A 25,169-nucleotide genomic window follows, 5' to 3' on the forward strand; every position below is an offset into this window, starting at 1 on the left:
GCGGTTATGCCAAATTGAGGCAGCGCGACACCGCGTCCTCCCAGGCGGCGACAAGCCGGTCCCTTTCGGGGCCGGCCATTTCGTTTTCCCAGGTAGTTGAGGGGCCGAGCGTCAGCGGTTCGTCGATAAGCGAAATGCCCATGCCCGCCGCCGACGCCGCGCCCATCACCGTGGTCTCCGTGTTCGCGGGGCGCTCCACTGTCAGGCCCAGGATGTCGGCCTGCATCTGCATGAGCAGGTCGTTCGTGGTCATCCCGCCGTCGACCTTCAGCGCCTTCGGCTCCCCGCCCATCGCACACACCACCTCGCGCGCCTGCAAACAGGTCGCCTCGAGCGCCGCCCGGGCGATATGCCGCCTATCGACGAACCGGGTCAACCCCACGATCACCCCACGCGCATCGGGGCGCCACCTCGGCGCAAACAGGCCCGAAAACGCCGGCACGATCACCACTCCCCCACTGTCCTCGACCTGGCTGGCCAACGTCTCGGACTCCGCAGCGGTGGCGAGGATGCCCAGCTGGTCGCGCAGCCACTGAATCAGCGAACCGCCCACCGCCACCGAGCCTTCCTGCGCATACACCGGCGGCTGGCCCTGGATCTGGTACGCCACGGTGGTGAGCAGCCCGCGGTCGCTGAACCTCGGCGTTCCACCCGTGTTGAGCAGCATAAACAGGCCCGTGCCGTAGGTCATCTTCGCGTCGTTTTCGCGAATCCCGCCCTGACCGAACAGCGCGGCCTGCTGGTCGCCCAACACGCCAGTGATGGGCACGCCCGCCAGCGGGCCGCGGGGGCGGATCTTGCCGAAATTGCCCACCGACGGGCGGATCTCGGGGAGGATTTGCGGCGGGATGCGGAGCTCGTCGCAAAGCTGCATGTCCCACTGGAGCGTCTCCAAATCCATGAGCAGGGTGCGCGACGCGTTAGTCACATCCGTCAGGTGCAGCGCGCGATCCAGGTCCTTCGCGCCGCCGGTGAGGTTCCAGATCAGCCAAGTGTCGATCGTCCCCGCGAGCAGCTCGCCCTTTTCCGCGCGCTCGCGGGCGCCGGGCACGTTATCCAGGATCCACGCCCACTTCGGCGCCGCCGGGTACGAGTTGTGCAACAGCCCCGTCTTACGCAGGAACTTCTCGGCGTCGCCGTCGTGGTTCGTGCGTGTGTCCTGCCACACGATGGCGTTATAAATCGGCTTGCCGGTCTCCTTTTCCCAGATCACGGCCGTTTCGCGCTGGTTGGTCAAGCCGAGCGCGTCGATGTCCTGCTCGCTGATGTCCTCGTCCGCGAGCGCCTCGCTCAACGCCCGGCGCGTGTTGCGCCAGATCTCCATCGGGTCGTGCTCCACCCAGCCTTTTTGCGGCATGTGCTGGGCGTGCTCGAACTGCGACTGGGCGACGACCTTGCCGTCGGTGCCTGTGATGCACACGCGTGTCGACGTTGTGCCCTGGTCAATCGCCGCAATCAAAGCCATGCGCGTGATTCTACGGGCGGGGGCGGGGGTGTCTATCCGGTGGCCGGGAGCTTGCGGGGTCGTGGACAGGGCCGAGGGTGCAGATCTGCTAGTTGTCGCTGATCTGCTAGTTGCCCCCGCATCAGCCTGGCCCCGAACTAGCAGATCATGCTCTTACCGACAACGGCATTCAATACCACCTGGGCAAACACAAACTTGGACAGTTGATCTGCTAGTTGCGTCTCCCGGCCAACTAGCAGATCAGCGCAACTCGCAGATTCACATCACCACCAGCGGGGACCCCCACACAGACATGTCCAGAAAGTCACCAGACTCCGTGTCCAAAAAGTGTGTAGACACCACTGCCCACTGAAATCGACAAGATCCACCTTCACCCGCCCGACCACGAAAGGCATAGTGGGCGCATGGGGGATCTACAGCAGAAACGAGACGCAGAAATCCAGCTGATCAAGGACATCGCTTCGCGGTGCAAGACAGCAGTTATCACGGGCCCGGCCGCTGCACGGTGGCTTGACCTTTCCACAAAGACTTGGGTAACAAAGGTGGATCTCGCCTTGCCCGGCAACTCACGGACCTGGGGTGACAAGGATCCGCGCAAGGTGTATCACGGCGGCCTCCTCCGCGCGGCCGAGTTCGTGGAGCACAACGGCATCCGCACCGCGACAGCGATACGAGCCATGTTTGACTCGTTCCGCTACTACGGCCCGATCGAGGCGCTGGTGCAGATCGAGTCCGCGCGCTTCAAGCATGAGCACCTCACCACGGACTACTTGCTGGAAAAGACCGAAACGCTCACCCGCGCCCGCGGCATCAGGGCGTTCCGTGAACTGATCTGCTACTCCGCCGACACGTCCGCGAGCGCGTTGGAGACAATCGTGCGCTATGCGATTTTGCGCGCGATCGCGCAGGGCCGCCTCACGGGGGCGGAGACCATCGAGTTCCAGGTGGGGTTCCGCATCACTGAGGCAGATGGGTGGCCCACCGTCGCCTGGGCGGACGTGCTCATCAACGGGTTTATCGTGCTCGAGGCGGACGGGCTGGAGAAGAACAGCGGGGTGTTCGGGGATGCAGCAGAAGCTTTACGACGGGAACGCCACCGCGAAACCCAACTCCAGAATCAAGGCGCCGTGGTGCGCAGGGTCGGGTGGGACGGGGCGGGCACCGGGGAGTTCATCGCGCAGATCCAGAACGCCATTGACCAGCGCCCGGGGGTGCACCAGCTGGCGAACCGGCTGGACACTCCCTACCGGGTCTGGCTGGCCGAGCTAGCAAAAAAGGCGAGCTAGAACCAGCGCTCGAGCACTTGCGCGACGCCGTATTCGTCGTTGGTGGCGGTGACGTGGTCGGCGGCGTCGTGAAGCATGGGCGCGGCGTTGGCCATGGCCACCCCGCGGCCGGCCCAGCGCAGAAGCTCGAGGTCGTTGGGCATGTCGCCGAATGCGATCGCGTCGGCGGCGGTGACGCCGTAGCGCTCAGCCAGGTAGCGCGCGCCGGCGGCCTTGTCCACGCCGGGGCAGGACACTTCGATCAGGCCCTCGTCCATGGAGTAGGTCACGTGAGCGAGCTCCGGGTCCACCTCGGGGGCGATGAGCTCGAACATCTGCGCCGAGGTCATGGATGAGCAACGCACCAGCAGTTTCGCGGCGGGTTGGCTGATCAACGTTTGGGTGTCAGTGACGCCGAATTGGCTGTCCCAGGCGTCCCGGTTGTACTCGGGGGTGATGATGAAGCACTCTTCTTCCGGGTCGAGCGCGGACGAGCCGACGCGTTCTACGCCGTAACCGTGCGGCACACCGGCGAGGACACGCTCCGCTACCTCGACGACCTCGGCCATCGCGGCCGGTGTGAGTTCGTAGGCGTGCAGCACCCGGTCCGAAGCGGGGTCGTAGACCACGGCGCCGTTGGCGCACACGCACACCGGCGCGATCGGCAGCTGCTCCAGCACGGGAATGAGCCAGCGGTGCGGACGGCCCGTAGCCAGTCCGAAGTGCGCGCCGGATTCGACGGCGCGCACGATCACTGTGCGCAACCGGTCGGTGACTCGTCCGGCGGAGGTGATGAAGGTGCCGTCGATGTCGGAGATGATCAGGCGCGGGGCGGCGTTCATGTTGTCACTTCCTGCGCTGCTTCTTCGCTTCGCGCTCAGCGCGTTCCTTCGCGTAGAGCCCCTCAGCCTCCTCCAGCGTGGGCGCGGTGCCGCCGAGCGCCACCGGCATCCATGCCTCGCCCGCGCCGTCGGTGTAGAGGGTGGCGTATTCGGACCGTGAGGCGTCAAGTAGGGACTGCATCTGGCGCTTCAGCTCGGCGGTGTCCGCCTCGGCGTCGCCGGTGAGGGCGACGGGCTCGCCGTAGCGCACGATGACTGGCACGTCGCGGAAGTGTTTGGGCAGGTCCTTGGTCCAAATGCGCTGCGAGCCCCAGATCGCACAAGGCACGAGCGGCACCCCAGCCTGGTGGGCGATGCGCGCGGCGCCAGTTTTGAAGTTGGCCAGCTCAAACGACCGCGAGATGGTGGCCTCGGGGAAGATGCCAACGAGGTTGCCCTCGCGCAGCATCTGCACCGCCGACGCGATGGAGGCGCCGCCGCGAGCCCGGTCCACCGGCACATGCTTCATCAGCTTGAGCAGCCAGCCCAACACGGGCACGTCGAAGACGGACTTTTTGGCCATGAACCGCACGAGCCGCTCGCCGTGCAGGTAGGGCCCGGTGCCCATCAGGATAAAGTCGGCGTAACCGGTGTGGTTACCAGCGAGTAACGCGCCGCTTTCCGCCGGGATGTTTTCGGCGCCGATGACCGTGACCTCGATGTTTGCCGCGCGCATGAGGCGGCGCGCGAAGCCGACGAGGCCCTGGTAAAACCTCTCTGCTGCTTCGTTGCGGTTAGCGACGACGCCTTCGTAGAGTCGCGGGACCGTGAAACCGCGGTATCGGCGCGTATCCATTAGGGCGTGAGCACTTCCTTGCCCAGCCACGGACGCAGCGCCTCGGGAACACGCACGGAACCGTCCGCCTGCTGGTTGTTCTCCAGGATGGCTACCAGCCAGCGGGTGGTAGCCAGGGTGCCGTTGAGGGTGGCGGCGGTCTGGGTCTTGCCGTCCGCGTCGCGGTAGCGGGTGTGCAGGCGGCGCGCCTGGAAGGTGGTGCAGTTGGAGGTGGAGGTTAGCTCGCGGTACGTGCCTTGCGACGGCACCCACGCCTCCGTGTCGAACTTGCGGGCGGCGGATGAGCCGAGGTCGCCGGCCGCGACGTCGATGATGCGGTAGGGCACCTCCACGGCGGCGAGCATGTCGCGCTCTAGGCCGAGCAGCTTCTGGTGTATTTCCTCAGCGTCTTCTGGCTTGCAGTAGGCGAACATTTCCAGTTTGTCGAACTGGTGGACGCGCAGGATGCCCTTGGTGTCCTTGCCGTAGGAGCCGGCCTCGCGGCGGAAGCAGGAGGACCAACCGGCGTAGAGCAGCGGGCCGTCCGACAGGTCGATGATCTCGTCCTGGTGCAGACCGGCCAAGGCCACCTCGGAGGTGCCCACCAGGTACATGTCGTCGCGCTCGAGGTAGTAGATCTCCTCGTCGTGCGCGTCCAAAAAACCGGTGCCCTGCATGACGTCCGGGCGTACCAGCACCGGCGGAACCATGAGCGTGAACCCGGCCTCGCGCGCCTTCTGTGCGGCGAGCATGAGCATGCCCAGCTGCAGCCAGGCGCCGTCGCCCGCTAGGTAATAGAAGCGCGCGCCGCCGACCTTGGTGCCGCGCTTCATGTCGATGATGCCGAGCGGTTCCGCCAGGTCCAGGTGGTCTTTGACCTCGAAGTCGAATTCGGGTACCTCGCCGACGTGCTCGAGGACGACGAAGTCCTCCTCGCCGCCGGCCGGGGCGCCCTCGATGATGTTGGCGATAGAGTATTGCAGCTTCTCCAGCTTCTCCTGCGCCTCAGCCTTCGCCGCCTGGGCCTCCTTCACGCGGGCCTTGAGCTCGTTGGAGCCCTCCAGCAGCGCCGGGCGGTCTTCCGGGGCGGCCTGACCGATCTTCTTGCCAAACGCCTTCTGCTCGGAGCGCAGCTCGTCCGCCTTCTGGATGGCGGCGCGGCGGGCTTCGTCGGCGGCCAGCAACTCGTCCACAAGCGAAGGGTCTTCGCCGCGGGCTCGCTGGGACTCGCGGACGGCCTCGGGGTTTTCGCGCACACGCTTCAGATCAATCACGCTTGTTCACCTTACATTGTCTGCCGACGCAGCAACGGCACAACAGCGTCCGGTCATAACCAGTGGGCTATGGTGGGCGTATGACCCTCCCGATCGCAGACGGCCCTGTGCCCAAGCACGAGCAGCTCCGCTCGCTTCTGGAGTCCCGCATTGCCGCGGAGTTCTCCCCCGGCGACCCGCTTCCGGGTGAGCGCGCGCTGGAGGATGAGTACGGCGTCTCCCGCATCACGGTACGCCGCGCGATCGGGGATTTGGTGGCGGCGGGCCGGCTGCGCCGTGTGCGCGGCAAGGGCACGTTCGTCGCCCCGGCGCCGTTGGTGTCGCGTCTGCACCTGGCTAGTTTCTCGGATGAGATGCGGGCGCAGCGCGTGGAGGCGTCGTCACGCATCTTGTTGTGCGAGCGCACCGCCCCGCCGGAGGAGGTCGCGTAGTTTTTCGGCACCGCCGCCACCGACACGCACATCCGTTTGCGCAGGCTGAGGCTTGGCGACGGCGAACCGTACGCCGTCGACGACGCCTGGTACAACGCCACGCTCGTGCCGGACCTGTTGGAAAACGACGTCTACCACTCCGTGTACACCCTGCTGGAAAAGCACTACGGCCTCGGGGTCACGGAGGCGGAGCAGACCGTCACCGCGGTCACCGCCGGGCCGGACAACGCCCCGCTGCTAGACGTTGAGCCGGACGCAGCCCTGCTGCACATCGTGCGTTATGCCCGGTCAGGGGCGCACAACGTGGAGTTTTGCTCCTCGGTGTACCGAACGGACCGCTACCGGCTGACTACTCGAGTAGCGAGAGAAGTGGAATAATGGGCCGCCATGGCTTCGAAACAGAGCGCGCTGCGTTCCTTCATCATCGCCGCACTGGCGGGCGCCGTCGGCGCGGGCACGTACACGCTCGCCGCCGACACTTCGGAGACTGAGCCCGGCGCGCAGGCATCCTCGACCAGCGCCAGTTCCACCGTCTCGCCCGATCAGGCCACCACGTTCACAACCGCCGACGCGGGGGCCTGCCTGACCTGGCAGGTGGCAGAAGACGGCACGATCACCGGCTTCGAGCAGGCGGACTGCGAGGGCGAGCACCGCTTCGAGGTATCCCTGCGGCAGAATCTGGCCACCTACCCCACCTCCGAGTTCGGTCCGGAGGCGCCGATGCCGAACCCGACGCGCCAGGCCCAGCTGCGCGAGGAGCTGTGCGGCGCCGGCACGTTCCGGTACTTAGGCGGCAAGTACGACCCGAACGGCCGCTACTCCATCGCCCCGATCCTGCCGCCGGCGGACGCGTGGGCCCGCGGGGACCGCACGATGCTGTGCGGGCTGCAGGAGACCAACCGCGCCGGCGAACCAATCCTCACCTCGGGCCGCGTGGCGGAACAAGACCAGGCCCGCGTGTTCGAGGCGGGCCAGTGCGTGGCCATCGACGCATCCAACACGCTCACCGCGGTAAAGTGCGCAGACCCGCACCAGCTGGAGATCACCAGCCAGGTCTCGCTGGAGCAGGTTTTCCCGGATCACACCCCGGCCGTTGAGGAGCAGGACAAGCACCTCCAGGACGTGTGCACCCAGGCCGCGCAAGACTACATGGGCAGCGAGGAAAACCTCTACCAGATCGCGCTGCGCCCATTCTGGACCACGCAGACCCCCGCCGCCTGGGAGGGCGGCTCCCGCAGCGTGAATTGCGCGTTAATGTTCTCGCGCCCGGAGGGAGGTTTTGCCAACCTCACCGGGTCCGCAACGCAGGGCCGTGAGCATCTGCTTATCGACGACGCTCCGCCCCCCGAGCGCCCCCAGCGCCGCCCCTTGCGGGAACAGCAGGCTCCGGCCGCCCCGGCACAGGCTCCGGTGCAGTAGCCCATGCACCCGGTCAGCGACGAGGCGTTCGAGGAGATGATCAACGACGCGTTGGACACCATCCCGAACAACTTCGCCCAGTACATGACAAACATGGTGATCCTGGCGCGGGACTACAACCCGGACGACCCGACCTTGCTGGGCCTGTTCGAGGGGGTGCCACTCACGGAGCAGCACTCGAACCACTCCGGGTTCTTGCCGGACGCGGTGTTCGTGTACAAAAACGCCCTCGAGGCGATCTGCTCCGATGAGGAGCAGCTGCGCCACGAGGTGAAGGTGACCGTGCTGCACGAGGTGGGCCACTACTTCGGGCTGGAGGAAAACGAGCTCCACGCCCTCGGCTGGGGCTAGAACCCGCTCACCGGACTAGCGCCCCGTGCGCGCCCAGGTGCCAAGCTGCCGCATCGCGGTGGTGTGCGAGGCGCCAGCCTCCAGCGCGGCCGCCACCGCCGCGTCATTTGCGTGGCCTGCGAGGTCCACGAAGAAGTCGTAGGTGTTGGGCTCCTCGCGCGTGGGCCGCGACTCGATGCGCGTCATGTCCACCCCGCGCGCGGCGAACTCCTGCAGCACGCGCACCAGGGCGCCGGGTTCGTTCTTCGTGCGGAAGACAATCGCGGTGCGGTCGTTGCCGGTGGGTTCCGGCAGGGCAGGTTGCTTTGCGACGAGCACGAACCTCGTCCGCGCCGTCTCCGCGTCAGCGACACCCCGGGCGTGGATTTCCAGCCCGTGCAGCGCCGCCGCCCGCCCCGGGGCGACGGCCACGTCGGCCGCGCCGTCGGCGACCATCTTCGCCGCGGCAGCGTTGGACGGTGCAGGGATGAACTCCGCGCGTGGCGCGTGTGTTGCCACCCAGCGCTTGACCTGTTGGTGGGCGACGGGGTGGGTGGCGAGCCGGAGGGCGCTATCAAGTGCTTGGCCCTGCCTGGTCATGACGGCGAACGCGATGGCGAGCTCGGTCTCTCCCACGATGCGCGCGCTCGGGGTTGCGGCGAGCGCATCCATGGTGGTGGTCACCGCGCCGTCGATGGAGTTCTCAATCGCGCACACAGCGTACTCTGCCTCGCCCGCGTCCAGGGCGGCAAGAGCCGCGGCCGGCGAATCAACAGGCAGGTACTGCGCGCCCTCGATGCCGAAGCGCAGCGCTGCTTCTTCTGTGAAAGTGCCGGCAGGGCCCAGGTAGGCGACGCGGGTCATTGGACTCTCACCGGATCGCATAGCCACGTTTGTACACGAATGTCAGCTGGCAGGTATGTTTGCCGCCGCGTCCTCCGCGAGGACCGCGTAAGTGATCAACCAGTGCGTTGCCATGAAGTTGTCGCCGGTCAGGTGGGGCGCAGCTGCGTCGATAAGCACCTGTGTTCCTTCCGGCTTACCAATTTCGCGCAGCAACCAGGCGCGGGTGAGCATGAGCCCGATGAGATGGGCCTGCTGGCCGTCCTGCGGGTCCGCGACCTGGATCGGCGCGGTGTAGAACTCAAACGCCGCGGGTGTGAGGAAGCCGCCCAGCCAAGTGGAGAACTCTTCGGCTGGTAGCACCCGGCGCATTAGCGCGGACTCGGCCAGGCCGTTGGAAACGAAATCGTGGCCCGAAACCTCCCACGCGTGCGGGTAGGCGCGGTCGTCGCCGAACCAGGCTTCGGCGGTGCGCTCCACCAGCTCGTGCAGCGCAGGTGCAGCATCGTGGATGAGCAGCAGCGCCAGCGCCGAGTTCGAGTGCACCCCGTGGCGCACCGGCCACTGCTGCGTGCCCAGCCACACGGCGATGTTGCGCTCCAGCTGGGCCTCAAGCGGCGCGAGCGAGCCCTCCCACCGGGTACCGCGGCACACTTTGACCAGCTGCATCGCCCACGCCCAGCCGTACGGGCGCTCATAGACGGGATGTGTCCGCAGGTACTCGGCCTCAGCGGCGACGTTGTCTTTGGTCAGGCGCTCATCGAGAAGGTCGGCGAGCCTGTGGTCATCGACACGCAAATGCATCTTCACCGCGGTGCAGAGCATATGCACGCACGAGTGCCAGTCGTAGGAGCCCCAAAACGCCGGGTGCAGGGTCCGCGGGTCGGGGTGGCCGGAGCCTGCCTGCTCATGGTGCATGGCGGCGGGGTATTCCTGGCCGACAACCTGCTCGATAGTGCGCGCCCACGAATCCTGCATGGCGTTAAAGTTAGCGCATGACTCGGCGCCTGAAGCTCGAAATCATGCTCGTCCTCGCGGTCACCTTCGGCACCGCGGGGCTGCGTGCGGCGCTTCGGCTTGTGGACTCGCTGCTGAAAGCCCCGCTGAACCAACAGAGCACCACCATCCACGACGCAGCCTCGTCGATTCCCTGGCTCGACCTGGCGCTGCAGGCGACTTCCGCACTGACGCTTCTCGCGTGGGGCGGGCTGGCATGGTTCCTTTTGGAAGAGCGCTGGCGCTGGCCTCGGTGGTCCGACGCCGCTTGCGGGGCCGGGTTCGCAGCGCTGATCGGGCTGCCCGGCCTGACGTTCTACGTCGCCGCGGTGCACCTCGGCCTGTCCAAGGTGGTGGTGCCGACCACCGCCGCGGTGCAGATCCCCACTTCACTGTTGTGGTCGTTCGCCAATGGATTCGGCGAGGAGATCGTGGTGGTGATGTACCTGGTCACACGCCTGAAGCAGCTGGGGTGGAAACCGGGGCAGTTCATCGCGGCCTCGGCGGTGCTGCGCGGCTCCTACCACCTGTACCAGGGGGTCTCGGCGGGTGTCGGCAACATTGTCATGGGCGTAATCTTTGCCTGGTACTTCCACAAAACTGGCCGGGTGTGGCCGCTGATCCTGGCGCACTTTTTCATCGATGCCGTGGCGTTTATCGCCTACCCGCTGCTGGACCTGTCGTGGCTCGGAATCTAAACACTTCCGTCACACTGGTTACACTTAGCGCATGTCTACTACGCCCCATTCCAACGACCCCCGCGATAAGGCGGGCGAGTTCGTGCTGGGCAAAGACGGCAAGCCCCTCGTGGACCGCTTCGGCCGCCCCATTCGCCGTCGCACAACTGCTTCTCGACGCGATCCCGCCGCCCGCCACCCCGACGAATTCACGCGCGTAGAACCCCGCGCGCGCAGAGTTCCGCCGCCGGTTTCTGCGCGGGTTGAGCCGGGCCACACCGTCTACGAACCCCCCGCCGCCTACGAGCCGCGCCGCGCGCCGGAGCATCCGCGCAGCCGGCCCGCGCAGCAGCGGCCGGCGCCGCGTAAGGCGCAGCAGCGGCCCGCCCTGGAGGAAGTCCCGCTGCAGGTGTCGAAGCGGAGGCGGAGGGGGCCGAAGGAACGTCGCAAAGTAAAGCTCCCCGGCTGCGGCGCAGTACTTGCCCTGGTCATCGCCTTGCTTATCGGCTCGGTGCTGATCGCGGACGCGCGCCTCAACCGCACCGCCGCCATGCCTGACCAGCAAATCTCCGGCACCTCCGGGACGAACTGGCTGCTCGTGGGCTCCGACTCACGAACGGGCCTGAGCGAAAAGGACGTCGAACGCCTCGGCACCGGCGGCGACCTGGGCACCGTGCGCACCGACACGATCATGCTCATGCACCTACCACTGCGCGGAAAGCCGACGCTGGTGTCCATCCCGCGCGACTCGTATGTGCCCGTGCCCGGGTACGGCTACGACAAGATCAACGCCGCGTTCTCCATCGGCGGGCCGCAGCTGCTGGTGGAAACCGTGGAGCAGAACACCGGGCTGCACGTGGACCGCTACGCGGAGATCGGCATGGGCGGCCTCGCCGGCGTGGTCGACGCGGCGGGCGGCGTGGAGATTTGCGTCGCCGAGCCCATCGACGACCCGTTGGCCAACATCAACCTCCAACCCGGTTGCCAGCAAATGGACGGCCCCACCGCGCTGGGCTACGTGCGCACCCGCGCCACCGCCCAGGGCGACCTGGACCGCGTGGCACGCCAGCGCGAGTTCATGACCACGCTGGTCACGCGCCTGCTGTCCCCGTCCGTGTACCTGAACCCGTTCCGGATGGCGCGGCTGTTGTGGGTCACCCCCAGCCTGCTGACGGTCAACTCCGACGACCACGCCTGGAACCTCGCCCGCATCGTCATCGCGCTGCGCGGCGGCCTAAAGACGGAGACCGTGCCCATCGGCGGCTTCACCGACACCGAGGTGGGCAACGTGGTGCTCTGGGACGACGCGGAGGCCGAAGCGCTGTTCGAGTCCCTGTGGTAGGGCGCCGAGCGGGGCGGTTGGCGCAACAAGCGGCCACAGGCGGGAAACGGTGTTCTGGTTGTCCCGGAAGACCACAACACCGAGGAAGGTCATCGTGCTGCCCGGTGGGTGGTCTGCAGCGACCCAGCTCACCCCAGCGACCGACCATGCTGCGGGGTTAGGCGTACCGCAGGGAACTCATCATCCCGGTTTCCATGTGATAGGCGTTATGGCAGTGAAATGCCCACTCACCGGGGTTGTCAGCGATCAGGTCGGCGATCATGGTTTCACCGTGGCGGAGAAGGACGGTGTCCTTGCGTAGCCCGCCGCTGCCGGGCAGCGCCCACGTGTGTCCGTGGATGTGCATGGGATGGGGCATCATGGTCCTGTTGCGCATGACCATCCGCAGGCGCTGGCCCTCCTCCACGGTCGCGGAGGAGGATTGGCCGTCGGTGAGAATGCTCCATTCATACGGCATCATCTGCCCGCCCAGGTCGATGCTGACTTCTCGGTCTGGTGTGCCCTCGGGCAGGAGTGCACGGTCTGCTGGCTTCAGGGAGGACAGAAGCAGTCCGGTGGACGACAACTCGGGGAAGTCGACATCGGGGCGGGGGGCCTGGCCGCCGGCGGTGCGGATGACGGCGAAGGCGCGGTCGTCCTTACCCACCGCCAAAGCCGTGAGCGGGAAGATGCCGTCGCCGAGGATGACCTCGACGTCGACACGCTCGCCCATCGACAGGTAGATCGATTCGGTCTCCCTGGGCTGGACAGGGAAGCCGTCGGTGTGGGTGACGGTCATGCGGTGACCACCGAGGGCCACCTTGAAGATGGTGTCACCGCCCGCGTTGATAAACCGCAGGCGGGCCTTGTCGCCCGGGCGAGCCTCGAAGGTCCGGTGAGCACGGGGGATACGTCCGTTGATGAGGTAGTGCGGATACATCACATCACCGGCATCCCCGCCCAGTACCCGGTCCGGGGTGCCGTGCATCATCTGGCCGTGACCTCCCATTCCGTTATGGTCGCCCGAACCCATTCCGGTGAGCTTGTCGAGCTCATCGTCGGGAGTGCCCTGAATGCCATCGACCCAGTCGTCGAGCACGATGGTCCACTCGACGTCCTGGTCCTCAGCGTCTTGCGGGTCACGGATGATCAGTGGGGCGTGCAGACCCCGGTCGAGTTGCAGGCCGGTGTGGGAATGGTAGAAGTAGGTGCCACCGTGGGGGACTTCAAAAACATAGGAGAAAGACTCGCCAGGTTCAATGGGATCCTGGGTCATGCCGGGCACACCGTCGGCTGCGTTGTGGAGTGCGATGCCATGCCAGTGGATGGAGGTGCTCTCAGGCAGTTCATTGGTGATATCGACCTGGAGGACGTCGCCGGCGGTGGCCTCAATGGCCGCATCCCCGGTGTCAGAGACGTATCCCCACGTCTTGGCTTCGATGCCGCCGATATCCAGGGAGAGGGGCCGCGCGGTCAGCGTCCGGCGCACCGTCGGCTCACCGAGCGCAGTGGGGGTGGGAGTGGGGCGAAGGGAGGGACCTGGTGCCGGGGCAGCGGGTCCAGGGTCGCTGGTGCAGGCGGCCACGGCCCCGGTGCCGGCGAGGACGAGCCCGCCGAGCAGAAACTGTCGTCGGGAAAACGCGTTCGTCATGATTTAACCTTCCTTGGTGCAAGATTTCAGTGGCACGGGAGACAGTCGCAGGTGAGGATCCTGCTGAGCCATCACGTCAGGCGCAGGTCTGTGACACAGGTGGCACCGTCGTCGGTGGTGGAAAACTCCGTGGTGCCGGTACGCCCCTGGTAGCTGACCTCAATCAGGCCGGTGACATCATCGGGAAGCCAGAAGCCAATAAACCCGTTGTCGAAGGTTGTTGTCGCCTCGTCCACCAGCACCTCACCGGTCGCCTCATCGGTGATCGTGACCTGGATATCCTCATTGTCGAGTTCCCCCTGGCAGGTCGTGAGGCTGTGGTAGAAGCAGTCGTGGGTGGAGGTGAGATAGGGTGCGATCGAGACATACGTCTGATTGTCGGGAAGATCGAGCGCGACTTCCTGGTCATCGCTCGAGAGCAGCAGTTCATCGTTACGCACTGAGGCGATCAGATCCGTGGGACGCTCAGTGACCTTCTGCCGGTCGAGGTGATCAATGATCTCCACCGCGTCCATGTCGGCCAGGCCATGGCTAGTCAGGAATGCATCCTGGGACACCGTCCCATCGGCGGTGGGTTCCGGGTCGGCGGCCGAACACCCCGTGAGGGCGAGGGCAAGGGCGGCGGCTGCGATCGCTGCTCGTTTCACGTCAATCTCCTTGGATCGTGGTAGGGCCATGAGAAGACACCGCCTCAAGGTCGATGCCATACCTTTATCTAGCACGGGTGCCTAACGGACTAGAATTCAAAAACCCTGCTCAAAGCCTTATAACAGGGCGAAAAGGGGGTGAATTCGGTGGGCTGGGTCACCACCGGAACACCACCCCACAGCCGTGGGCGATGTCCTTCCACCCACCCCGGGTATGCGGTGCAGGCAGTGAAATCCCTGGTGGCGCCTGCTGAACCGACCAGGGGAGGCGATGCCGCCGGCCCGGGGTGGGGCACAGGGGTGACGACGGTCGAAGGGTGATGTTTGAAGATTTGATGAAGATTTCCCGCCGGGCACTGAGCGAAGGTGGTATTCCCCCTGCCCGGAGCGATACTGGGGTCTATGGCTGACCACACACCGACCACCGCCACGCCCCCGGGGCGGGTGCTGGTCGTCGATGATGAACAACCCCTGGCTCAGATGGTGGCCTCCTACCTCATCCGGGCCGGCTTCGATACCCGCCAGGCACACACCGGCACCCAGGCCGTGGACGAGACCCGTCACTTTTCCCCCGATGTTGTGGTACTGGATCTGGGGCTGCCCGAACTCGACGGCCTGGAGGTATGCCGACGGATCCGCACCTTCTCGGACTGCTACATCCTCATGCTCACCGCGCGTGGCAGCGAGGACGACAAGATCAGCGGTTTGACCCTGGGGGCGGATGACTACATCACCAAACCTTTTAGCATCCGGGAACTGGTGACCCGGGTGCATGCGGTGCTGCGCCGCCCGCGCACCAGCACCACCCCACCGCAGGTGACCACCCCCTTGATCGTTGGTGACCTCATCCTTGACCCCGTCGCCCATCAGGTGCGGGTGGGGGAGACGACCGTCGAGCTCACCCGCACGGAGTTCGAGCTGCTGGTTGCCCTGGCCCTGCGCCCCGGCCAGGTGCTGACCCGCCACGACCTGGTCACCGAGGTCTGGGACACCACCTGGGTCGGTGATGAACGCATCGTCGATGTCCACATCGGCAACTTGCGTCGCAAGCTCGGCACCGACACCCGGGGCCGGGGGTTTATCGACACCGTGCGTGGCGTGGGCTACCGGGTGGGGCAGCCATGAATCACGAACCCGGCCTGACCTTCCGCTTCCTGGCCGCCCAGGTGTTGGTCGTGGTGATTAGCCTGCTGGTGGCCGCGGCCGCGGCCACGATGGTGGGCCCGACCCTGTTCCAGGATCATATGTTGATGACCGGCCGGGAGTACCCCTCGCTGGAGCTGTTCCATGCCGAGCAGGCCTACCGGGACGCCAACCTGATCACCCTGGCCGTCGCCCTGCCCACCGCCTTGATCAGCGCCCTACTGGCCAGCCTGTGGTTATCGCGTCGCCTGCGCACCCCCCTGCAGGATCTCACCCGCGCCGCTACCAGCCTGACGGCCGGCAACTCCCATATCCGCGTGCCCGCCGGAGAAGCAGGCCCCGAGGTCACCACCCTGGCGCATGCTTTCAACACCATGGCCGACCGGCTGGAACACACCGAACAGGTCCGCCGCCAGATGCTCTCTGATCTGGCCCACGAAATGGGCACCCCCTTATCGGTGCTCACGGTCTACCTCGATGGTCTCCAGGACGGGGTCGTGGACTGGGATAATGCCACCCACGCGATCATGGCTGACCAACTCACCCGCCTGACCCGGTTGATGGAAGACATTGACGATGTCTCCCGGGCCCAGGAACACCGGATCGATTTGGACCTGGCGGAGGAAGGGCTCGGGGATCTGCTCCATACCGCCGCTGCTGCCGCGGGGGAAGCTTATGCTGACAAAGGCGTCGATTTACAGGTCGAGACCATTACGGACGCCGCCCGGGTGCTCGTGGACCGGCAACGCTTCGGCCAGGTGATGAGCAATCTCCTGTCGAACGCGCTACGGCACACCCCGGCCGGCGGGCAGGTTCGGATCAGCGTCTACCGACAGGGGGCGTCCACCGCGCTCATCCACGTCGCCGATGACGGCGAGGGCATCCCACCTGGCCAGCTCGGACACATCTTCGAACGCTTCTACCGGGGGGATGCCGCCCGCAGCCGGGATAACGGCGGGGCCGGTATCGGTCTGACCATCTCCAAGGCATTGATCGAGGCCCACGGCGGCACTCTCACCGCCACCTCCCCCGGACCCGGTCGCGGAGCGGTGTTTGCCCTCCGCCTCCCGCTGTCCCCTCCCGACAGTGAGGAGGCTGCTCGGTGACCACACCCTGCCCCGCGTGAGGGCCGTGCCCTCCACCCCTTGAAAATGTACCCCCGGGGGGTATATGCTAACGAGCGTTACCGCACCCAACGACCCATAGGAGCTTTCCCATGACCACCTCCCCGCCCCACCTCTTGCCGATGGCCTCCCACGGCTGCAGCTGTTGCGGACCCGCCTCACATGCCGACACCGCCTCCACCCCTGCCGCCAGCGACTCGTCAGCAGGAGGATCCTCCCCTAGCTACCAGGTCACCGGCCTGACCTGCGGGCACTGCGTGAAAAGCGTGACCCAGGCCCTTCAGGCCCTCCCCCAGGTCGACGACGTCCAGATTGATCTCGCCGCTGGTGGTGTTTCCACCGTCACGGTCACCGGTGCCGTACCTCCGGAGATGGTTCGCCGGGCCATCGAAGAGGCCGGCTACACCGTCTTATCCTGATCAGTTTTACCCATCATCTCGACCCCGACCGGGTTGATGCGGAAGGAACCTCATGAGCACTCCCCACCATTCCGGAGATCACCATGGTGATCACCCCGCTCCGGAAACAGACCACACCCACCACCCGGATCATGCCAGCCACGAACACCACGCAGATGCCGACACCCACGGCCAGGCGATGCCCCACGATCACCCGCACTCCGCCATGGACGAAGACCACCACGTTCATGGTCACGGCGAACACGCCGGACACAGCACCGCAATGTTTCGGGACCGCTTCTGGTGGTCGCTGATTCTGTCCATTCCCGTCGTTATTTTCAGCCCCATGGTCGCCCAGCTGCTCGGCTACCACCTCCCGGCATTCCCCGGATCCACCTGGATCCCCCCGGTGCTGGGCACGATCATCTTCGTCTACGGCGGAACGCCTTTCCTCAAGGGCGGATGGAACGAACTGAAATCCCGCCAACCCGGGATGATGCTCCTGATCGCCATGGCCATCACCGTGGCGTTTGTCGCCTCCTGGGTCACCACTCTGGGGCTGGGCGGTTTTGACCTGGACTTCTGGTGGGAGCTGGCCCTGCTGGTGACCATCATGCTGCTGGGCCACTGGCTGGAGATGCGTGCTCTCGGGGCCGCGTCCTCCGCGCTTGACGCGCTGGCTGCCCTGCTGCCGGATGAGGCCGAGAAGGTCATCGACGGGACCACCCGCACCGTGGCCATCTCCGAGCTGGTCGTCGACGACGTCGTGCTGGTGAGGGCCGGTGCCCGGGTGCCGGCCGACGGAACCATCCTCGACGGAGCCGCCGAATTCGATGAGGCGATGATCACCGGCGAATCCCGTCCCGTCTTCCGCGACACCGGTGACAAGGTGGTCGCCGGTACTGTGGCCACCGACAACACCGTCCGCATCCGGGTGGAGGCTACCGGCGGGGACACCGCCCTGGCCGGGATCCAACGCTTGGTTGCCGACGCCCAGGAGTCCTCCTCCCGGGCCCAGGCCCTGGCGGATCGGGCGGCGGCGTTGTTGTTCTGGTTCGCGCTGATCTCCGCTCTGATCACCGCGGTGGTGTGGACCATCCTCGGCAGCCCGGACGATGCCGTGGCGCGCACGGTCACGGTACTGGTCATCGCCTGCCCGCACGCCCTGGGCCTGGCGATTCCGCTGGTCATTGCGATCTCCACCGAGCGGGCCGCGAAATCCGGGGTGCTCATCAAGGACCGGATGGCGCTCGAACGGATGCGCACCATCGACGTGATGCTCTTCGACAAAACCGGCACCCTGACCGAGGGGGCGCACGCGGTCACCGGTGTCGCGGCAGCTGTCGGCGTCACCGAGGGCGAGCTGCTGGCCCTGGCCGCCGCCGCGGAGGCCGACAGCGAGCACCCCGTGGCCCGCGCCATCGTGGCGGCCGCGGCCGCCCATCCCGAGGCCTCCCGTCGGCAAATCCGTGCAACTGGTTTCAGCGCCGCCTCCGGCCGGGGGGTCCGGGCCACTGTCGATGGCGCTGAGATCCTCGTGGGCGGGCCGAACATGCTGCGCGAGCTCAACCTCACCGCCCCGGCCGAGCTCACCGACACCACCAGCGCCTGGACCGGGCGTGGGGCCGGTGTGCTCCATATTGTCCGCGACGGTCAGATCATCGGTGCGGTGGCCGTCGAGGACAAGATTCGCCCCGAATCCCACGCCGCCGTGAAAGCCCTGCAAGACCGCGGGGTGAAGGTCGCGATGATCACCGGTGACGCGCAGCAGGTGGCCCAGGCGGTTGGCAAGGACCTGGGGATCGATGAGGTCTTCGCCGAGGTCCTGCCCCAAGACAAGGACACCAAGGTCACCCAGTTACAGGAGCGTGGCCTGAGCGTGGCCATGGTCGGCGACGGTGTCAACGACGCCCCCGCTCTGACCCGCGCGGAGGTCGGTATCGCCATCGGGGCCGGCACGGATGTGGCCATGGAATCCGCCGGAGTGGTCCTGGCCAGTGATGACCCGCGGGCAGTGCTGTCGATGATTGAGCTCTCGCAGGCCAGCTACCGCAAGATGATCCAGAACCTCATCTGGGCCTCTGGCTACAACATCCTCGCCGTGCCGCTGGCCGCCGGCGTGCTCGCCCCGATCGGGTTCGTGCTGTCCCCGGCCATGGGCGCGATCTTGATGTCTGCCTCGACCATCGTGGTGGCCCTGAACGCCCAGCTGCTACGCCGCATTGATTTGGATCCGGCCCACCTGGCTCCGACCGACGGGAAGGAGGAGAAGGCTGCTATGAGCTCTGCAGCCCCCGTCCGCTGACTTTCAATCCTTCATCGACTCCCCCATACACAACCTCCGAAAGGGAACCCCCATGAAGCGCACCATCACCATCGCCGCTCTCGCCTTGACCTCCACCCTGGTTTTGTCCGCCTGCGCAGATAACACTGAGGGAGAAAACACCGACACCACGACCATCGCCACTACGTCCGCCCCCGACACCACCGAAACGACCGGGGCCACCACGGATCCTGAGACAGAGACGGGGGCGGCCGGAGAGGTCTCCGCCGAGCACAATGACGCGGACATCATGTTCTCGCAGATGATGATCCCGCATCACCAACAGGCCGTGGAGATGAGTGAAATCCTCCTGGCCAAGGACGATATCCCGGCCGAGGTCATCGAGTTCGCCCAGGGTGTTATCGATGCCCAGGGGCCGGAGATCGACCGGATGAATACCATGCTCGAGACCTGGGAAGAAGATCCGGTCACCGGTGATATGGGTGAGATGGACCATGGCGGGATGAGTGGAATGATGAGCGAGGAGGACATGACAGCCCTCGAGGACGCCAAGGGCACCGAGGCTGCCCGGCTCTACCTTGAGCAGATGACCGCCCACCATGAGGGCGCGGTCGATATGGCCCGCGAAGAGGTCACTGATGGCCAGAACCCGCAGGCCATCGCTCTGGCTGAGCAGGTCATTGAAGATCAGGAGGCCGAGATCGCCGAGATGGAGCAGATGCTCAACGAGCTCTGAATAAGGACATTCCCCGACCACCCCAGATGAGAAACACGACCATACGGCCATCGGGCCAAACGAGGATTTCCGGGAAGGACAATCAGCATGCCGAATAAAATCAAGGTTGCAGTAAACGGGTACGGTGTCATCGGTAAACGTGTAGCCGACGCGGTGAGAGCCCAGGAAGACATGGAACTCCTCGGGGTCAGCGACGTCACCACCGATTACCGGGTCGCCACCGCCATCACGCAGGGCATCCCGGTCTATGCCTCCACCGAAGAAGCCCACCAAGAGATGAGCGCTGCCGGATATCCCATCGCCGGGAAACTACCGGACCTGCTCGACAACGCGGATGTCGTGGTGGACTGCACCCCGTCCACCATCGGGGCCGGCAACCTCGACCTCTATCGCACCCATGGAGTCAAGTCCGTGTTCCAGGGCGGGGAGAAGCACAGTCTCACCGGCCACTCCTTCGTTGCCCACGCCAACTACAGTTCCACGCTTGGACGCGACACCACCCGCGTGGTTTCCTGCAACACCACCGGCACTGTCCGCACCCTTATCGCACTCCAGGACGCTGGATTGCTGTCCAAAGCGCGGGGAGTGCTTGTCCGCCGGGCCACCGATCCGTGGGAATCCGACCACTCGGGGATCATGAACACCATAGTTCCCGAAGGTCGTATTCCCAGCCATCAAGGCCCAGACGCCCAGTCGGTGGTCCCCGACCTGGATGTGGTGACCATGGCGGCCAAGGGAGCGCACACCCACAACCACCTGCATTTCTGGACCATCGAGCTAACCCGCCCGGCAGACACAGAAGAGGTTCTCGAAGCGTTGAAGGCGATGCCGCGGATCGCTTTCGTGCGGCGCTCCGATGGAATCGTGGCGGTCAACAGCACCGTCGAATTGATGCGAGATCTAGGCCGGCCACGGGGCGATATGTATGAGGTCGCCATCTGGGAAGATATCCTGACCGTGCAGGGCAATGAGTTGTTCTGGACGTACACGGTCGACAACCAGGCCATCGTCATCCCCGAGAACATCGACGCAATCCGTGCCCTGGCTGGCACCGTGGAAGACGGTGATGAGTCCATCCAGCGCACCGACCGTGCCCTGGGGGTGCGCGCGGACTTTTTCTCACCTCTGTCCAACGGCTGATTCCAGCAGGAGACACCCACGGCGGTGCCCGACCCAGATCGCTCATGTCCGGGTCGGGCACCGCTGTATAAGCAGTTGATCAGGCGCACCGCGCCTTTTCGGAAGGCGTAGTCAGGTGCGTGAGGCTTCCGCGATAGTGCCGATTGTTTCATCCAGGACAGCGTCGAATTCGCGGTCGTCCTGGGTGACGGTGAGCCCTTCGGTCAGGGCGCGGGAGAAACTGGCGACTATTCCGGGGTTGCGTGCCAGGCGAGCGTTAGCTTCCGCGCGAGTAGCCGCCTGATAGTGCCAGCACCCGCGGATGTTCCACGAGCTCGCGGTAGAAGTCATCAGTTTCGGGAAGCGTCAGTTTGAGGATGACCGCCTGGTCCTCCTTCAGCTGGTCGAGCTCTTTGCGCAGGGTCACCCGGAGCTGGTCTTCTACCTCGATCTTCCGGGGGCTGTGGATGTCGACCTCAGGCTCGACAATGGGTACCAGCCCGAACCGGAGGATCTGCTGAGCGATCGCGAACTGCTGCGCAACGACAGCGTCCACCCCCCTCCCCGGGAAGCCTGATGAACGAGCGCATTTTGGTGCCGAACATGTGCTTGCTTACCGCACGCTCGAGCAGGTTGTCCAGATCAGGGAGGGGCTTCATGACCTGAGCCCCGTGGGTTTCTTCCGCCAGGCCCTTGTCAATCTTGAGGAACGGCACAATGTCTTTGACTTTCCACAGATAATCCCCTGTAGGCATTCCCCCGATGTCGCGGTCCATTGTGTCCTCGAACAAAATCGCCCCGAGGATCCGGTCACCGTCGAAACTGGGGCTGGTAATGATGCGCGTGCGCATCTTATGCACCAGACCAAACATCTCCTCCCCACTGGAGTAGGCGTCCTCGTTGATCCCATAAAGTTTCAGCGCTTTCGGGGTACTGCCCCCGCTTTGATCCAACGCCGCGATGAAGCCGGTACCGGCCCTGACCTTGTCGTATTTTCCTACGTCCATGAAACGTCCTTCCGCCTAGCGAGTTGTGACCATGTCGTGGAGCCCACTGTGCCCCGGTCCCAGGCAACTGTGCTCGTTGTCGTATCCCGGTACGGTTCCAGTCCAGTTAGGTAAATACCGAGGATCTGCGTCATGACGGTTCTTCCCCGGTGGTGCCCGGCCAGCGTGGGTCTTCGGCAGCTGTGCTCTCCGCCGAAGGGAACCGGTCATGCTCCTGGCTTCGGCCTGCTTGGCAGACATCATGGGTTTTCTCACCTGGTTAGGTCCGGGGTAGGTTTGTTCTGCAGGCCGCGTCGTGCCTCGAATAGGTCCGTTGACTCCCCACCGGCGAGTTCCACATACGCTCCCGCGCTCCCCACGTAGATGGGTGGCGCAGTACTGGGGTGTAGTCGGATCAGGAGACTATCGATGCTCAGGGCAACATCGATCAGGTGCCCGCGGTACTGGATCTGGAATTCCACTTTTTCCAGGTGGGTACGCAGTCGGGGATCGAAGGTAAGGGCGTTGGCTTCGGTCTGAAGACCGGCAAAAGAGCGGGTTAGGATATCCACCGTGCCCGCCATCGCACCCAGATGAATTCCTGCGCGGGTGGTTCCCTCCTGGGTGTCATCCAGGTCCGCGACCACGGCTTCGCGGAAAAGGGCCCAGGCCCGGTCCTCGTTGAAGCGGGAGAGCACCGAGGAATGGACCACCCGGCTGAGTGTGGATCCTTCTGAGCTGCGGGACACGTAGTACTCTACGGTGCGTTTCAGGTCAGTTTCGGAGAAGGAATAACCGAGCCTGCCGAGTTGGTTGATGACACCGGTTGGTCCCAACAGATAGATGAGCATCAGTACGTCGGCCTGTTTGGCCAGTTTATACCGATTGGTGGTGTCGTTTTCGGCTTCCAGGATCAGGTCGAGCCGACCGATATTGCCGTACGATGTCAGTAACCGAAACCAAGCGCTGACCGCTATCCTGCGCATCGGCCCGCCCACGGAGGATCCCTACCACTGACACGTCAGAGTCCACTTTTTACGTACTGCGTTAACTTCTTGGGCCATCAGAGAAAGCGCATGAACAAAAACATGGTCTCCTCACCATTCGATGCTTCCCAGACCGGCTCCGAAAGGTTGTTTATATGCACAAAATATCGATCGAGGCCCTCGCCCGCAAGCAACTTAAAGAGGCCGTCATCGCCCCTAGTGCTCGTGCCGCCGATACCGTCTTCGGCGGACACGAAAAAGTTCTGCGGCAGACCGTCGTCGGGATACGTCAGGGTGCCGAGCTCGGAGAGCGCGACAATCACGATGAATCCACGATTTATGTCCTACAAGGGCGTGTCCAACTCAGGACGGGCGATGAGACCTGGATAGGTCGCAGCGGTGATCTGTTGATCGTGCCGCGATCTCGGCACAGCCTCGAGGCAATCGAGGACTCCGCTGTTTTGATCACCATTGCCAAACTGAAGCAATAAGAAAGATAGGGACTTCCCCTGGGGTGTTTGAGCCCGCCGAGGGTCCGTTTTTCGCGGCGAGACCATGGACCGGCACCGTTCGATCACCGGCCTCCTGTCGCTGATGTTTGTACCAGCATGCGACGGTGACCAGCTGACCGGTTCCACTATCCTTACCGCTACTGGCGGCGGGGGTAATCGAAGATATGTGCCCATTGGTGAAGGATCGGGGAGCTAGTAGGATGACAGTGAACCTATTTTCCACGTCTTTATCCGTAGTATCGGAGATCCGATGACCTACACAATCGCCCAGCCCTGCGTTGATGTCCTGGATCGAGCCTGCGTCGAAGAATGTCCCGTGGACTGCATTTACGAGGGCAAACGGATGCTCTACATCCACCCCGACGAGTGCGTCGACTGCGGTGCCTGCGAGCCCGTTTGCCCGGTTGAGGCCATCTTCTACGAAGACGATGTCCCAGACAAGTGGGTGGACTACATCGACGCTAACGCCGGCTTTTTCGACGACCTCGGTTCGCCAGGCGGTGCCGCCAGCCTGGGTCCGCAGGACTTCGACGTCCAGCTCGTCGCGGCGCTGCCGCCACAGAACCAGAACTAGGACCTGATAGGTGCTGTTGCAAACTCGCGTTTTCGACGAAAACGGCGGATCCGGTACCAGCGTTGTGCTGCACACTAACAAATAGTTAGTTATTTGGAATTCCTGTTTGCAACAGCACCCAACTCGCTGGAGTGGGCGACTAGTTGCCCGCCGCCGCGCCACAACTTCACCTCGCTACCGCGTATCTGCTCCGAGCGGCCTGCGTTCGAACTGCACTACCCGCACATGGTTGAACGCATGCGACGCGAGGGGCATGTCACCGCACGCGACGAACGTGCCGACACCACGCAGACCGGCGCCCCGGAGGACGACCATGCTGGCGTGAGGTAACGGGCGCTGAACGCACGAATGCAGAGACGGCCCCCACGGGGCAGGGGAGGCGCGCCTTCTGTCGGCGCAGTCTCGGAGGTCTGTGAGTGCCACTCCACTGGCTTCCTGAGCAGCGGCGCCGGCGGGGCCGATGGTGTTTCGCCGTCGGCTGCTGGGAGGGCGTCGCCGCGGTGATGTGCTTGTACGAGTGGTGGATCTTCCACAACGCCCACAGGGTTCATTAACCCCGCTATCGTCGGACAAACTCCGGACTTGCGTGCACACAGAGGGCTAGAGATACATCTAATCGCAGCGGTGCTGTTGTCCCTGATCCCGAAAACCCTGAAGTGCGCGCAGATCGTGGTTAGGATAGCGCTCGAGGTCATTGACCGTCGGCCGCCTTCAGGGCTGCGGCTCTCCCCCCAACTTTGCAACAGCACCGGTTGATGTTGCAGGTGGGGATGTGGTCAAGGTTGTTCAGTGGCGCGATCTTTTCGACCAGCAGCAACAGTGGCCATCAACCCGATCATGTCGCCGCCAGCAGCAGGACTCCGAAGCCTCCAGCCGGCAACAGGGGCGGTCAGAGTGGCCTGGCCGCCGTTCTCGACGGGGGTGTGGTGGTCGGGTCCCGGCCTGTCACCGGGCGAAACGGGCGATAGCGTCGGTGACTTCCTGGAACTTGGCGTCGGCCTCCTCTCCTCCTAACTTGGCGGCGTCACGGACGCAGTGTTTCATGTGGTCATCGAGTAGTCCCAGGGCAACGCTGCGTAGGGCAGCATTGACCGCGGAGATCTGGGTAAGGATGTCGATGCAGTACTGTTCCTCGTCGACCATGCTGCGCAGGCCCCGGGCCTGTCCCTCGATGCGCTTGAGGCGGGCGAGATAGCGATCCTTGTCGTTGATGTAGCCATGGGTCAAGTCCCGTGTAGTGGTGTAGCCGTTTGTGCTTTCGGCTCGGTATGAAGTTGGGGGGTTGTTAGGCGGTTAGCTGGTGGTGGTCACCATGATCATCTCCTGTGTGGG

General features: G+C 64.8%; 25 protein-coding genes and 3 pseudogenes. 15 read left to right on the forward strand and 13 right to left on the reverse strand.

Annotation, left to right across the window (positions count from 1 at the left end; genetic code table 11):
• Nucleotides 1–4 precede the first annotated feature (4 nt).
• Nucleotides 5–1,465: a glycerol kinase GlpK gene (glpK, locus tag CAFEA_RS10355; RefSeq protein ID WP_063936958.1), complete on the reverse strand. Its 1,461-nt coding sequence runs from the start codon at nt 1,463–1,465 to the stop codon at nt 5–7.
• Between the two features lie 404 nt (nt 1,466–1,869).
• Between glpK and CAFEA_RS10360 the strand changes: the two genes are divergently transcribed.
• The gene (locus tag CAFEA_RS10360) at nt 1,870–2,751 is read left to right on the forward strand and encodes a hypothetical protein (protein ID WP_063936957.1); all 882 of its coding nucleotides are present in this window, start codon (nt 1,870–1,872) and stop codon (nt 2,749–2,751) included.
• On the opposite strand, the gene CAFEA_RS10365 is transcribed toward CAFEA_RS10360, so the two are convergent.
• From CAFEA_RS10365 to serS, 3 genes are read right to left on the reverse strand one after another with little or no spacing between them, the layout of a single operon-like run.
• Complete coding sequence (locus tag CAFEA_RS10365; RefSeq protein ID WP_063936956.1) at nt 2,748–3,572, reverse strand: HAD family hydrolase; 825 nt, start codon at nt 3,570–3,572, stop codon at nt 2,748–2,750. The genes CAFEA_RS10360 and CAFEA_RS10365 overlap by 4 nt on opposite strands.
• A 4-nt stretch (nt 3,573–3,576) precedes the next feature.
• Nucleotides 3,577–4,407 (reverse strand): lysophospholipid acyltransferase family protein, encoded by an 831-nt coding sequence (locus CAFEA_RS10370; RefSeq protein WP_063936955.1) that lies wholly within the window; start codon nt 4,405–4,407, stop codon nt 3,577–3,579.
• Nucleotides 4,407–5,660, reverse strand: a complete 1,254-nt coding sequence (gene serS / locus CAFEA_RS10375) for a serine--tRNA ligase (RefSeq protein WP_063936954.1) — start codon at nt 5,658–5,660, stop codon at nt 4,407–4,409. The genes CAFEA_RS10370 and serS overlap by 1 nt, the downstream gene beginning before the upstream one ends.
• Before the next feature lie 80 nt (nt 5,661–5,740).
• Here serS and CAFEA_RS10380 point away from each other — a divergent pair.
• The 3 genes and pseudogenes from CAFEA_RS10380 to CAFEA_RS10390 all read left to right on the forward strand — a co-directional run bounded on the left by CAFEA_RS10380 (nt 5,741) and on the right by CAFEA_RS10390 (nt 7,861).
• Nucleotides 5,741–6,469 (forward strand): annotated as a pseudogene (locus tag CAFEA_RS10380) (GntR family transcriptional regulator).
• A gap of 9 nt (nt 6,470–6,478) precedes the next feature.
• Complete coding sequence (locus tag CAFEA_RS10385) at nt 6,479–7,510, forward strand: septum formation family protein (protein ID WP_063936952.1); 1,032 nt, start codon at nt 6,479–6,481, stop codon at nt 7,508–7,510.
• A 3-nt stretch (nt 7,511–7,513) separates the two neighbouring features.
• On the forward strand, nt 7,514–7,861 hold the full coding sequence (locus tag CAFEA_RS10390; RefSeq protein WP_063936951.1) for a metallopeptidase family protein: 348 nt from the start codon (nt 7,514–7,516) through the stop codon (nt 7,859–7,861).
• Nucleotides 7,862–7,876: 15 nt separating this feature from the next.
• Here CAFEA_RS10390 and pheA read toward each other — a convergent pair whose 3' ends face one another.
• Together pheA and CAFEA_RS10400 are read right to left on the reverse strand one after the other, a co-directional pair.
• Entirely contained in the window at nt 7,877–8,725 is an 849-nt protein-coding gene (pheA, locus tag CAFEA_RS10395; RefSeq protein WP_290183521.1) for a prephenate dehydratase, read from the reverse strand.
• Nucleotides 8,726–8,746: 21 nt separating this feature from the next.
• The gene (locus tag CAFEA_RS10400) at nt 8,747–9,661 is read right to left on the reverse strand and encodes a DUF2891 family protein (RefSeq protein WP_063936949.1); all 915 of its coding nucleotides are present in this window, start codon (nt 9,659–9,661) and stop codon (nt 8,747–8,749) included.
• Nucleotides 9,662–9,678: 17 nt separating this feature from the next.
• Here CAFEA_RS10400 and CAFEA_RS10405 point away from each other — a divergent pair, with 17 nt between their 5' ends.
• Together CAFEA_RS10405 and CAFEA_RS10410 are read left to right on the forward strand one after the other, a co-directional pair.
• A complete protein-coding gene (locus tag CAFEA_RS10405; protein WP_063936948.1) occupies nt 9,679–10,377 on the forward strand; it encodes a CPBP family intramembrane glutamic endopeptidase in 699 nt (232 codons plus the stop codon).
• Between the two features lie 31 nt (nt 10,378–10,408).
• Nucleotides 10,409–11,698 (forward strand): LCP family protein, encoded by a 1,290-nt coding sequence (locus tag CAFEA_RS10410; protein ID WP_063936947.1) that lies wholly within the window; start codon nt 10,409–10,411, stop codon nt 11,696–11,698.
• A 157-nt stretch (nt 11,699–11,855) separates the two neighbouring features.
• Here CAFEA_RS10410 and CAFEA_RS10415 read toward each other — a convergent pair whose 3' ends face one another.
• Both CAFEA_RS10415 and CAFEA_RS10420 read right to left on the reverse strand, forming a co-directional pair.
• Nucleotides 11,856–13,328: a multicopper oxidase family protein gene (locus CAFEA_RS10415; protein WP_063936946.1), complete on the reverse strand. Its 1,473-nt coding sequence runs from the start codon at nt 13,326–13,328 to the stop codon at nt 11,856–11,858.
• A 71-nt stretch (nt 13,329–13,399) separates the two neighbouring features.
• The gene (locus tag CAFEA_RS10420; protein ID WP_063936945.1) at nt 13,400–13,975 is read right to left on the reverse strand and encodes a CueP family metal-binding protein; all 576 of its coding nucleotides are present in this window, start codon (nt 13,973–13,975) and stop codon (nt 13,400–13,402) included.
• A gap of 402 nt (nt 13,976–14,377) precedes the next feature.
• Here CAFEA_RS10420 and CAFEA_RS10425 point away from each other — a divergent pair, with 402 nt between their 5' ends.
• From CAFEA_RS10425 to CAFEA_RS10435, 3 genes are all read left to right on the forward strand, one after another.
• On the forward strand, nt 14,378–15,100 hold the full coding sequence (locus tag CAFEA_RS10425; protein ID WP_143313303.1) for a response regulator transcription factor: 723 nt from the start codon (nt 14,378–14,380) through the stop codon (nt 15,098–15,100).
• Nucleotides 15,097–16,224, forward strand: a complete 1,128-nt coding sequence (locus CAFEA_RS10430; RefSeq protein ID WP_063936944.1) for a sensor histidine kinase — start codon at nt 15,097–15,099, stop codon at nt 16,222–16,224. Before CAFEA_RS10425 ends, CAFEA_RS10430 begins: the two co-directional genes overlap by 4 nt.
• Before the next feature lie 110 nt (nt 16,225–16,334).
• Complete coding sequence (locus CAFEA_RS10435) at nt 16,335–16,661, forward strand: heavy-metal-associated domain-containing protein (protein ID WP_063936943.1); 327 nt, start codon at nt 16,335–16,337, stop codon at nt 16,659–16,661.
• A 13-nt stretch (nt 16,662–16,674) separates the two neighbouring features.
• Here the strand turns inward: CAFEA_RS10435 and CAFEA_RS10440 are convergent, their stop codons facing one another.
• Complete coding sequence (locus tag CAFEA_RS10440; RefSeq protein ID WP_290183940.1) at nt 16,675–16,905, reverse strand: hypothetical protein; 231 nt, start codon at nt 16,903–16,905, stop codon at nt 16,675–16,677.
• On the opposite strand from CAFEA_RS10440, the gene CAFEA_RS10445 reads away from it, so the two are divergent.
• The 3 genes from CAFEA_RS10445 (at nt 16,840) to CAFEA_RS10455 (ending at nt 20,800) form a co-directional block, all read left to right on the forward strand.
• Nucleotides 16,840–18,945 carry a copper-translocating P-type ATPase gene (locus tag CAFEA_RS10445; protein WP_290183936.1) on the forward strand — a complete coding sequence of 702 codons (2,106 nt, stop codon included), beginning with the start codon at nt 16,840–16,842 and terminating at the stop codon, nt 18,943–18,945. The two genes, CAFEA_RS10440 and CAFEA_RS10445, sit on opposite strands and share 66 nt — an antisense overlap.
• Before the next feature lie 52 nt (nt 18,946–18,997).
• Entirely contained in the window at nt 18,998–19,660 is a 663-nt protein-coding gene (locus tag CAFEA_RS10450) for a DUF305 domain-containing protein (protein WP_063936941.1), read from the forward strand.
• Nucleotides 19,661–19,747: 87 nt separating this feature from the next.
• A complete protein-coding gene (locus CAFEA_RS10455; protein WP_063936940.1) occupies nt 19,748–20,800 on the forward strand; it encodes a type II glyceraldehyde-3-phosphate dehydrogenase in 1,053 nt (350 codons plus the stop codon).
• A gap of 111 nt (nt 20,801–20,911) precedes the next feature.
• On the opposite strand, the pseudogene CAFEA_RS10460 reads toward CAFEA_RS10455, so the two are convergent.
• The 3 genes and pseudogenes from CAFEA_RS10460 to CAFEA_RS10470 form a co-directional block, all read right to left on the reverse strand.
• A pseudogene (locus CAFEA_RS10460) lies at nt 20,912–21,786 on the reverse strand (fructose bisphosphate aldolase).
• A 251-nt stretch (nt 21,787–22,037) separates the two neighbouring features.
• A complete protein-coding gene (locus CAFEA_RS10465) occupies nt 22,038–22,763 on the reverse strand; it encodes a glycosyl hydrolase family 65 domain-containing protein (protein ID WP_076590083.1) in 726 nt (241 codons plus the stop codon).
• Between the two features lie 65 nt (nt 22,764–22,828).
• On the reverse strand, nt 22,829–23,074 hold the full coding sequence (locus tag CAFEA_RS10470) for a hypothetical protein (RefSeq protein ID WP_172796702.1): 246 nt from the start codon (nt 23,072–23,074) through the stop codon (nt 22,829–22,831).
• Here CAFEA_RS10470 and CAFEA_RS10475 point away from each other — a divergent pair.
• The 3 genes and pseudogenes from CAFEA_RS10475 to CAFEA_RS10485 all read left to right on the forward strand — a co-directional run.
• Nucleotides 22,961–23,242 (forward strand): cupin domain-containing protein, encoded by a 282-nt coding sequence (locus CAFEA_RS10475; RefSeq protein WP_253704894.1) that lies wholly within the window; start codon nt 22,961–22,963, stop codon nt 23,240–23,242. The genes CAFEA_RS10470 and CAFEA_RS10475 overlap by 114 nt on opposite strands.
• A 271-nt stretch (nt 23,243–23,513) precedes the next feature.
• The gene (gene fdxA, locus CAFEA_RS10480) at nt 23,514–23,837 is read left to right on the forward strand and encodes a ferredoxin (RefSeq protein WP_063936937.1); all 324 of its coding nucleotides are present in this window, start codon (nt 23,514–23,516) and stop codon (nt 23,835–23,837) included.
• A gap of 120 nt (nt 23,838–23,957) precedes the next feature.
• Nucleotides 23,958–24,167, forward strand: a pseudogene (locus CAFEA_RS10485) (aa3-type cytochrome oxidase subunit I); the annotation flags it as partial.
• Nucleotides 24,168–24,782: 615 nt separating this feature from the next.
• Here the strand turns inward: CAFEA_RS10485 and CAFEA_RS10490 are convergent.
• Nucleotides 24,783–25,064, reverse strand: a complete 282-nt coding sequence (locus CAFEA_RS10490; protein WP_063936936.1) for a metal-sensitive transcriptional regulator — start codon at nt 25,062–25,064, stop codon at nt 24,783–24,785.
• Between the last annotated feature and the right edge of the window lie 105 nt (nt 25,065–25,169).

Source organism: Corynebacterium afermentans subsp. afermentans (assembly GCF_030408355.1).
GTDB lineage: Bacteria > Actinomycetota > Actinomycetes > Mycobacteriales > Mycobacteriaceae > Corynebacterium > Corynebacterium afermentans.

What these genes read in the sequence shown, in the direction of transcription:
- CAFEA_RS10435 (WP_063936943.1), top strand. Translation starts at nt 16,335, where the DNA reads ATGACCACCTCCCCGCCCCACCTCTTGCCGATGGCCTCCCACGGCTGC.
- CAFEA_RS10450 (WP_063936941.1), top strand. Translation starts at nt 18,998, where the DNA reads ATGAAGCGCACCATCACCATCGCCGCTCTCGCCTTGACCTCCACCCTG.
- CAFEA_RS10425 (WP_143313303.1), top strand. Translation starts at nt 14,378, where the DNA reads ATGGCTGACCACACACCGACCACCGCCACGCCCCCGGGGCGGGTGCTG.
- glpK (WP_063936958.1), bottom strand. Translation starts at nt 1,465, where the DNA reads ATGGCTTTGATTGCGGCGATTGACCAGGGCACAACGTCGACACGCGTG.
- CAFEA_RS10445 (WP_290183936.1), top strand. Translation starts at nt 16,840, where the DNA reads ATGCCCCACGATCACCCGCACTCCGCCATGGACGAAGACCACCACGTT.
- CAFEA_RS10410 (WP_063936947.1), top strand. Translation starts at nt 10,409, where the DNA reads ATGTCTACTACGCCCCATTCCAACGACCCCCGCGATAAGGCGGGCGAG.
- CAFEA_RS10390 (WP_063936951.1), top strand. Translation starts at nt 7,514, where the DNA reads ATGCACCCGGTCAGCGACGAGGCGTTCGAGGAGATGATCAACGACGCG.
- CAFEA_RS10455 (WP_063936940.1), top strand. Translation starts at nt 19,748, where the DNA reads ATGCCGAATAAAATCAAGGTTGCAGTAAACGGGTACGGTGTCATCGGT.
- CAFEA_RS10400 (WP_063936949.1), bottom strand. Translation starts at nt 9,661, where the DNA reads ATGCAGGATTCGTGGGCGCGCACTATCGAGCAGGTTGTCGGCCAGGAA.
- CAFEA_RS10430 (WP_063936944.1), top strand. Translation starts at nt 15,097, where the DNA reads ATGAATCACGAACCCGGCCTGACCTTCCGCTTCCTGGCCGCCCAGGTG.
- CAFEA_RS10370 (WP_063936955.1), bottom strand. Translation starts at nt 4,407, where the DNA reads ATGGATACGCGCCGATACCGCGGTTTCACGGTCCCGCGACTCTACGAA.
- pheA (WP_290183521.1), bottom strand. Translation starts at nt 8,725, where the DNA reads ATGCGATCCGGTGAGAGTCCAATGACCCGCGTCGCCTACCTGGGCCCT.
- CAFEA_RS10405 (WP_063936948.1), top strand. Translation starts at nt 9,679, where the DNA reads ATGACTCGGCGCCTGAAGCTCGAAATCATGCTCGTCCTCGCGGTCACC.
- CAFEA_RS10385 (WP_063936952.1), top strand. Translation starts at nt 6,479, where the DNA reads ATGGCTTCGAAACAGAGCGCGCTGCGTTCCTTCATCATCGCCGCACTG.
- CAFEA_RS10360 (WP_063936957.1), top strand. Translation starts at nt 1,870, where the DNA reads ATGGGGGATCTACAGCAGAAACGAGACGCAGAAATCCAGCTGATCAAG.
- CAFEA_RS10365 (WP_063936956.1), bottom strand. Translation starts at nt 3,572, where the DNA reads ATGAACGCCGCCCCGCGCCTGATCATCTCCGACATCGACGGCACCTTC.
- CAFEA_RS10415 (WP_063936946.1), bottom strand. Translation starts at nt 13,328, where the DNA reads ATGACGAACGCGTTTTCCCGACGACAGTTTCTGCTCGGCGGGCTCGTC.
- fdxA (WP_063936937.1), top strand. Translation starts at nt 23,514, where the DNA reads ATGACCTACACAATCGCCCAGCCCTGCGTTGATGTCCTGGATCGAGCC.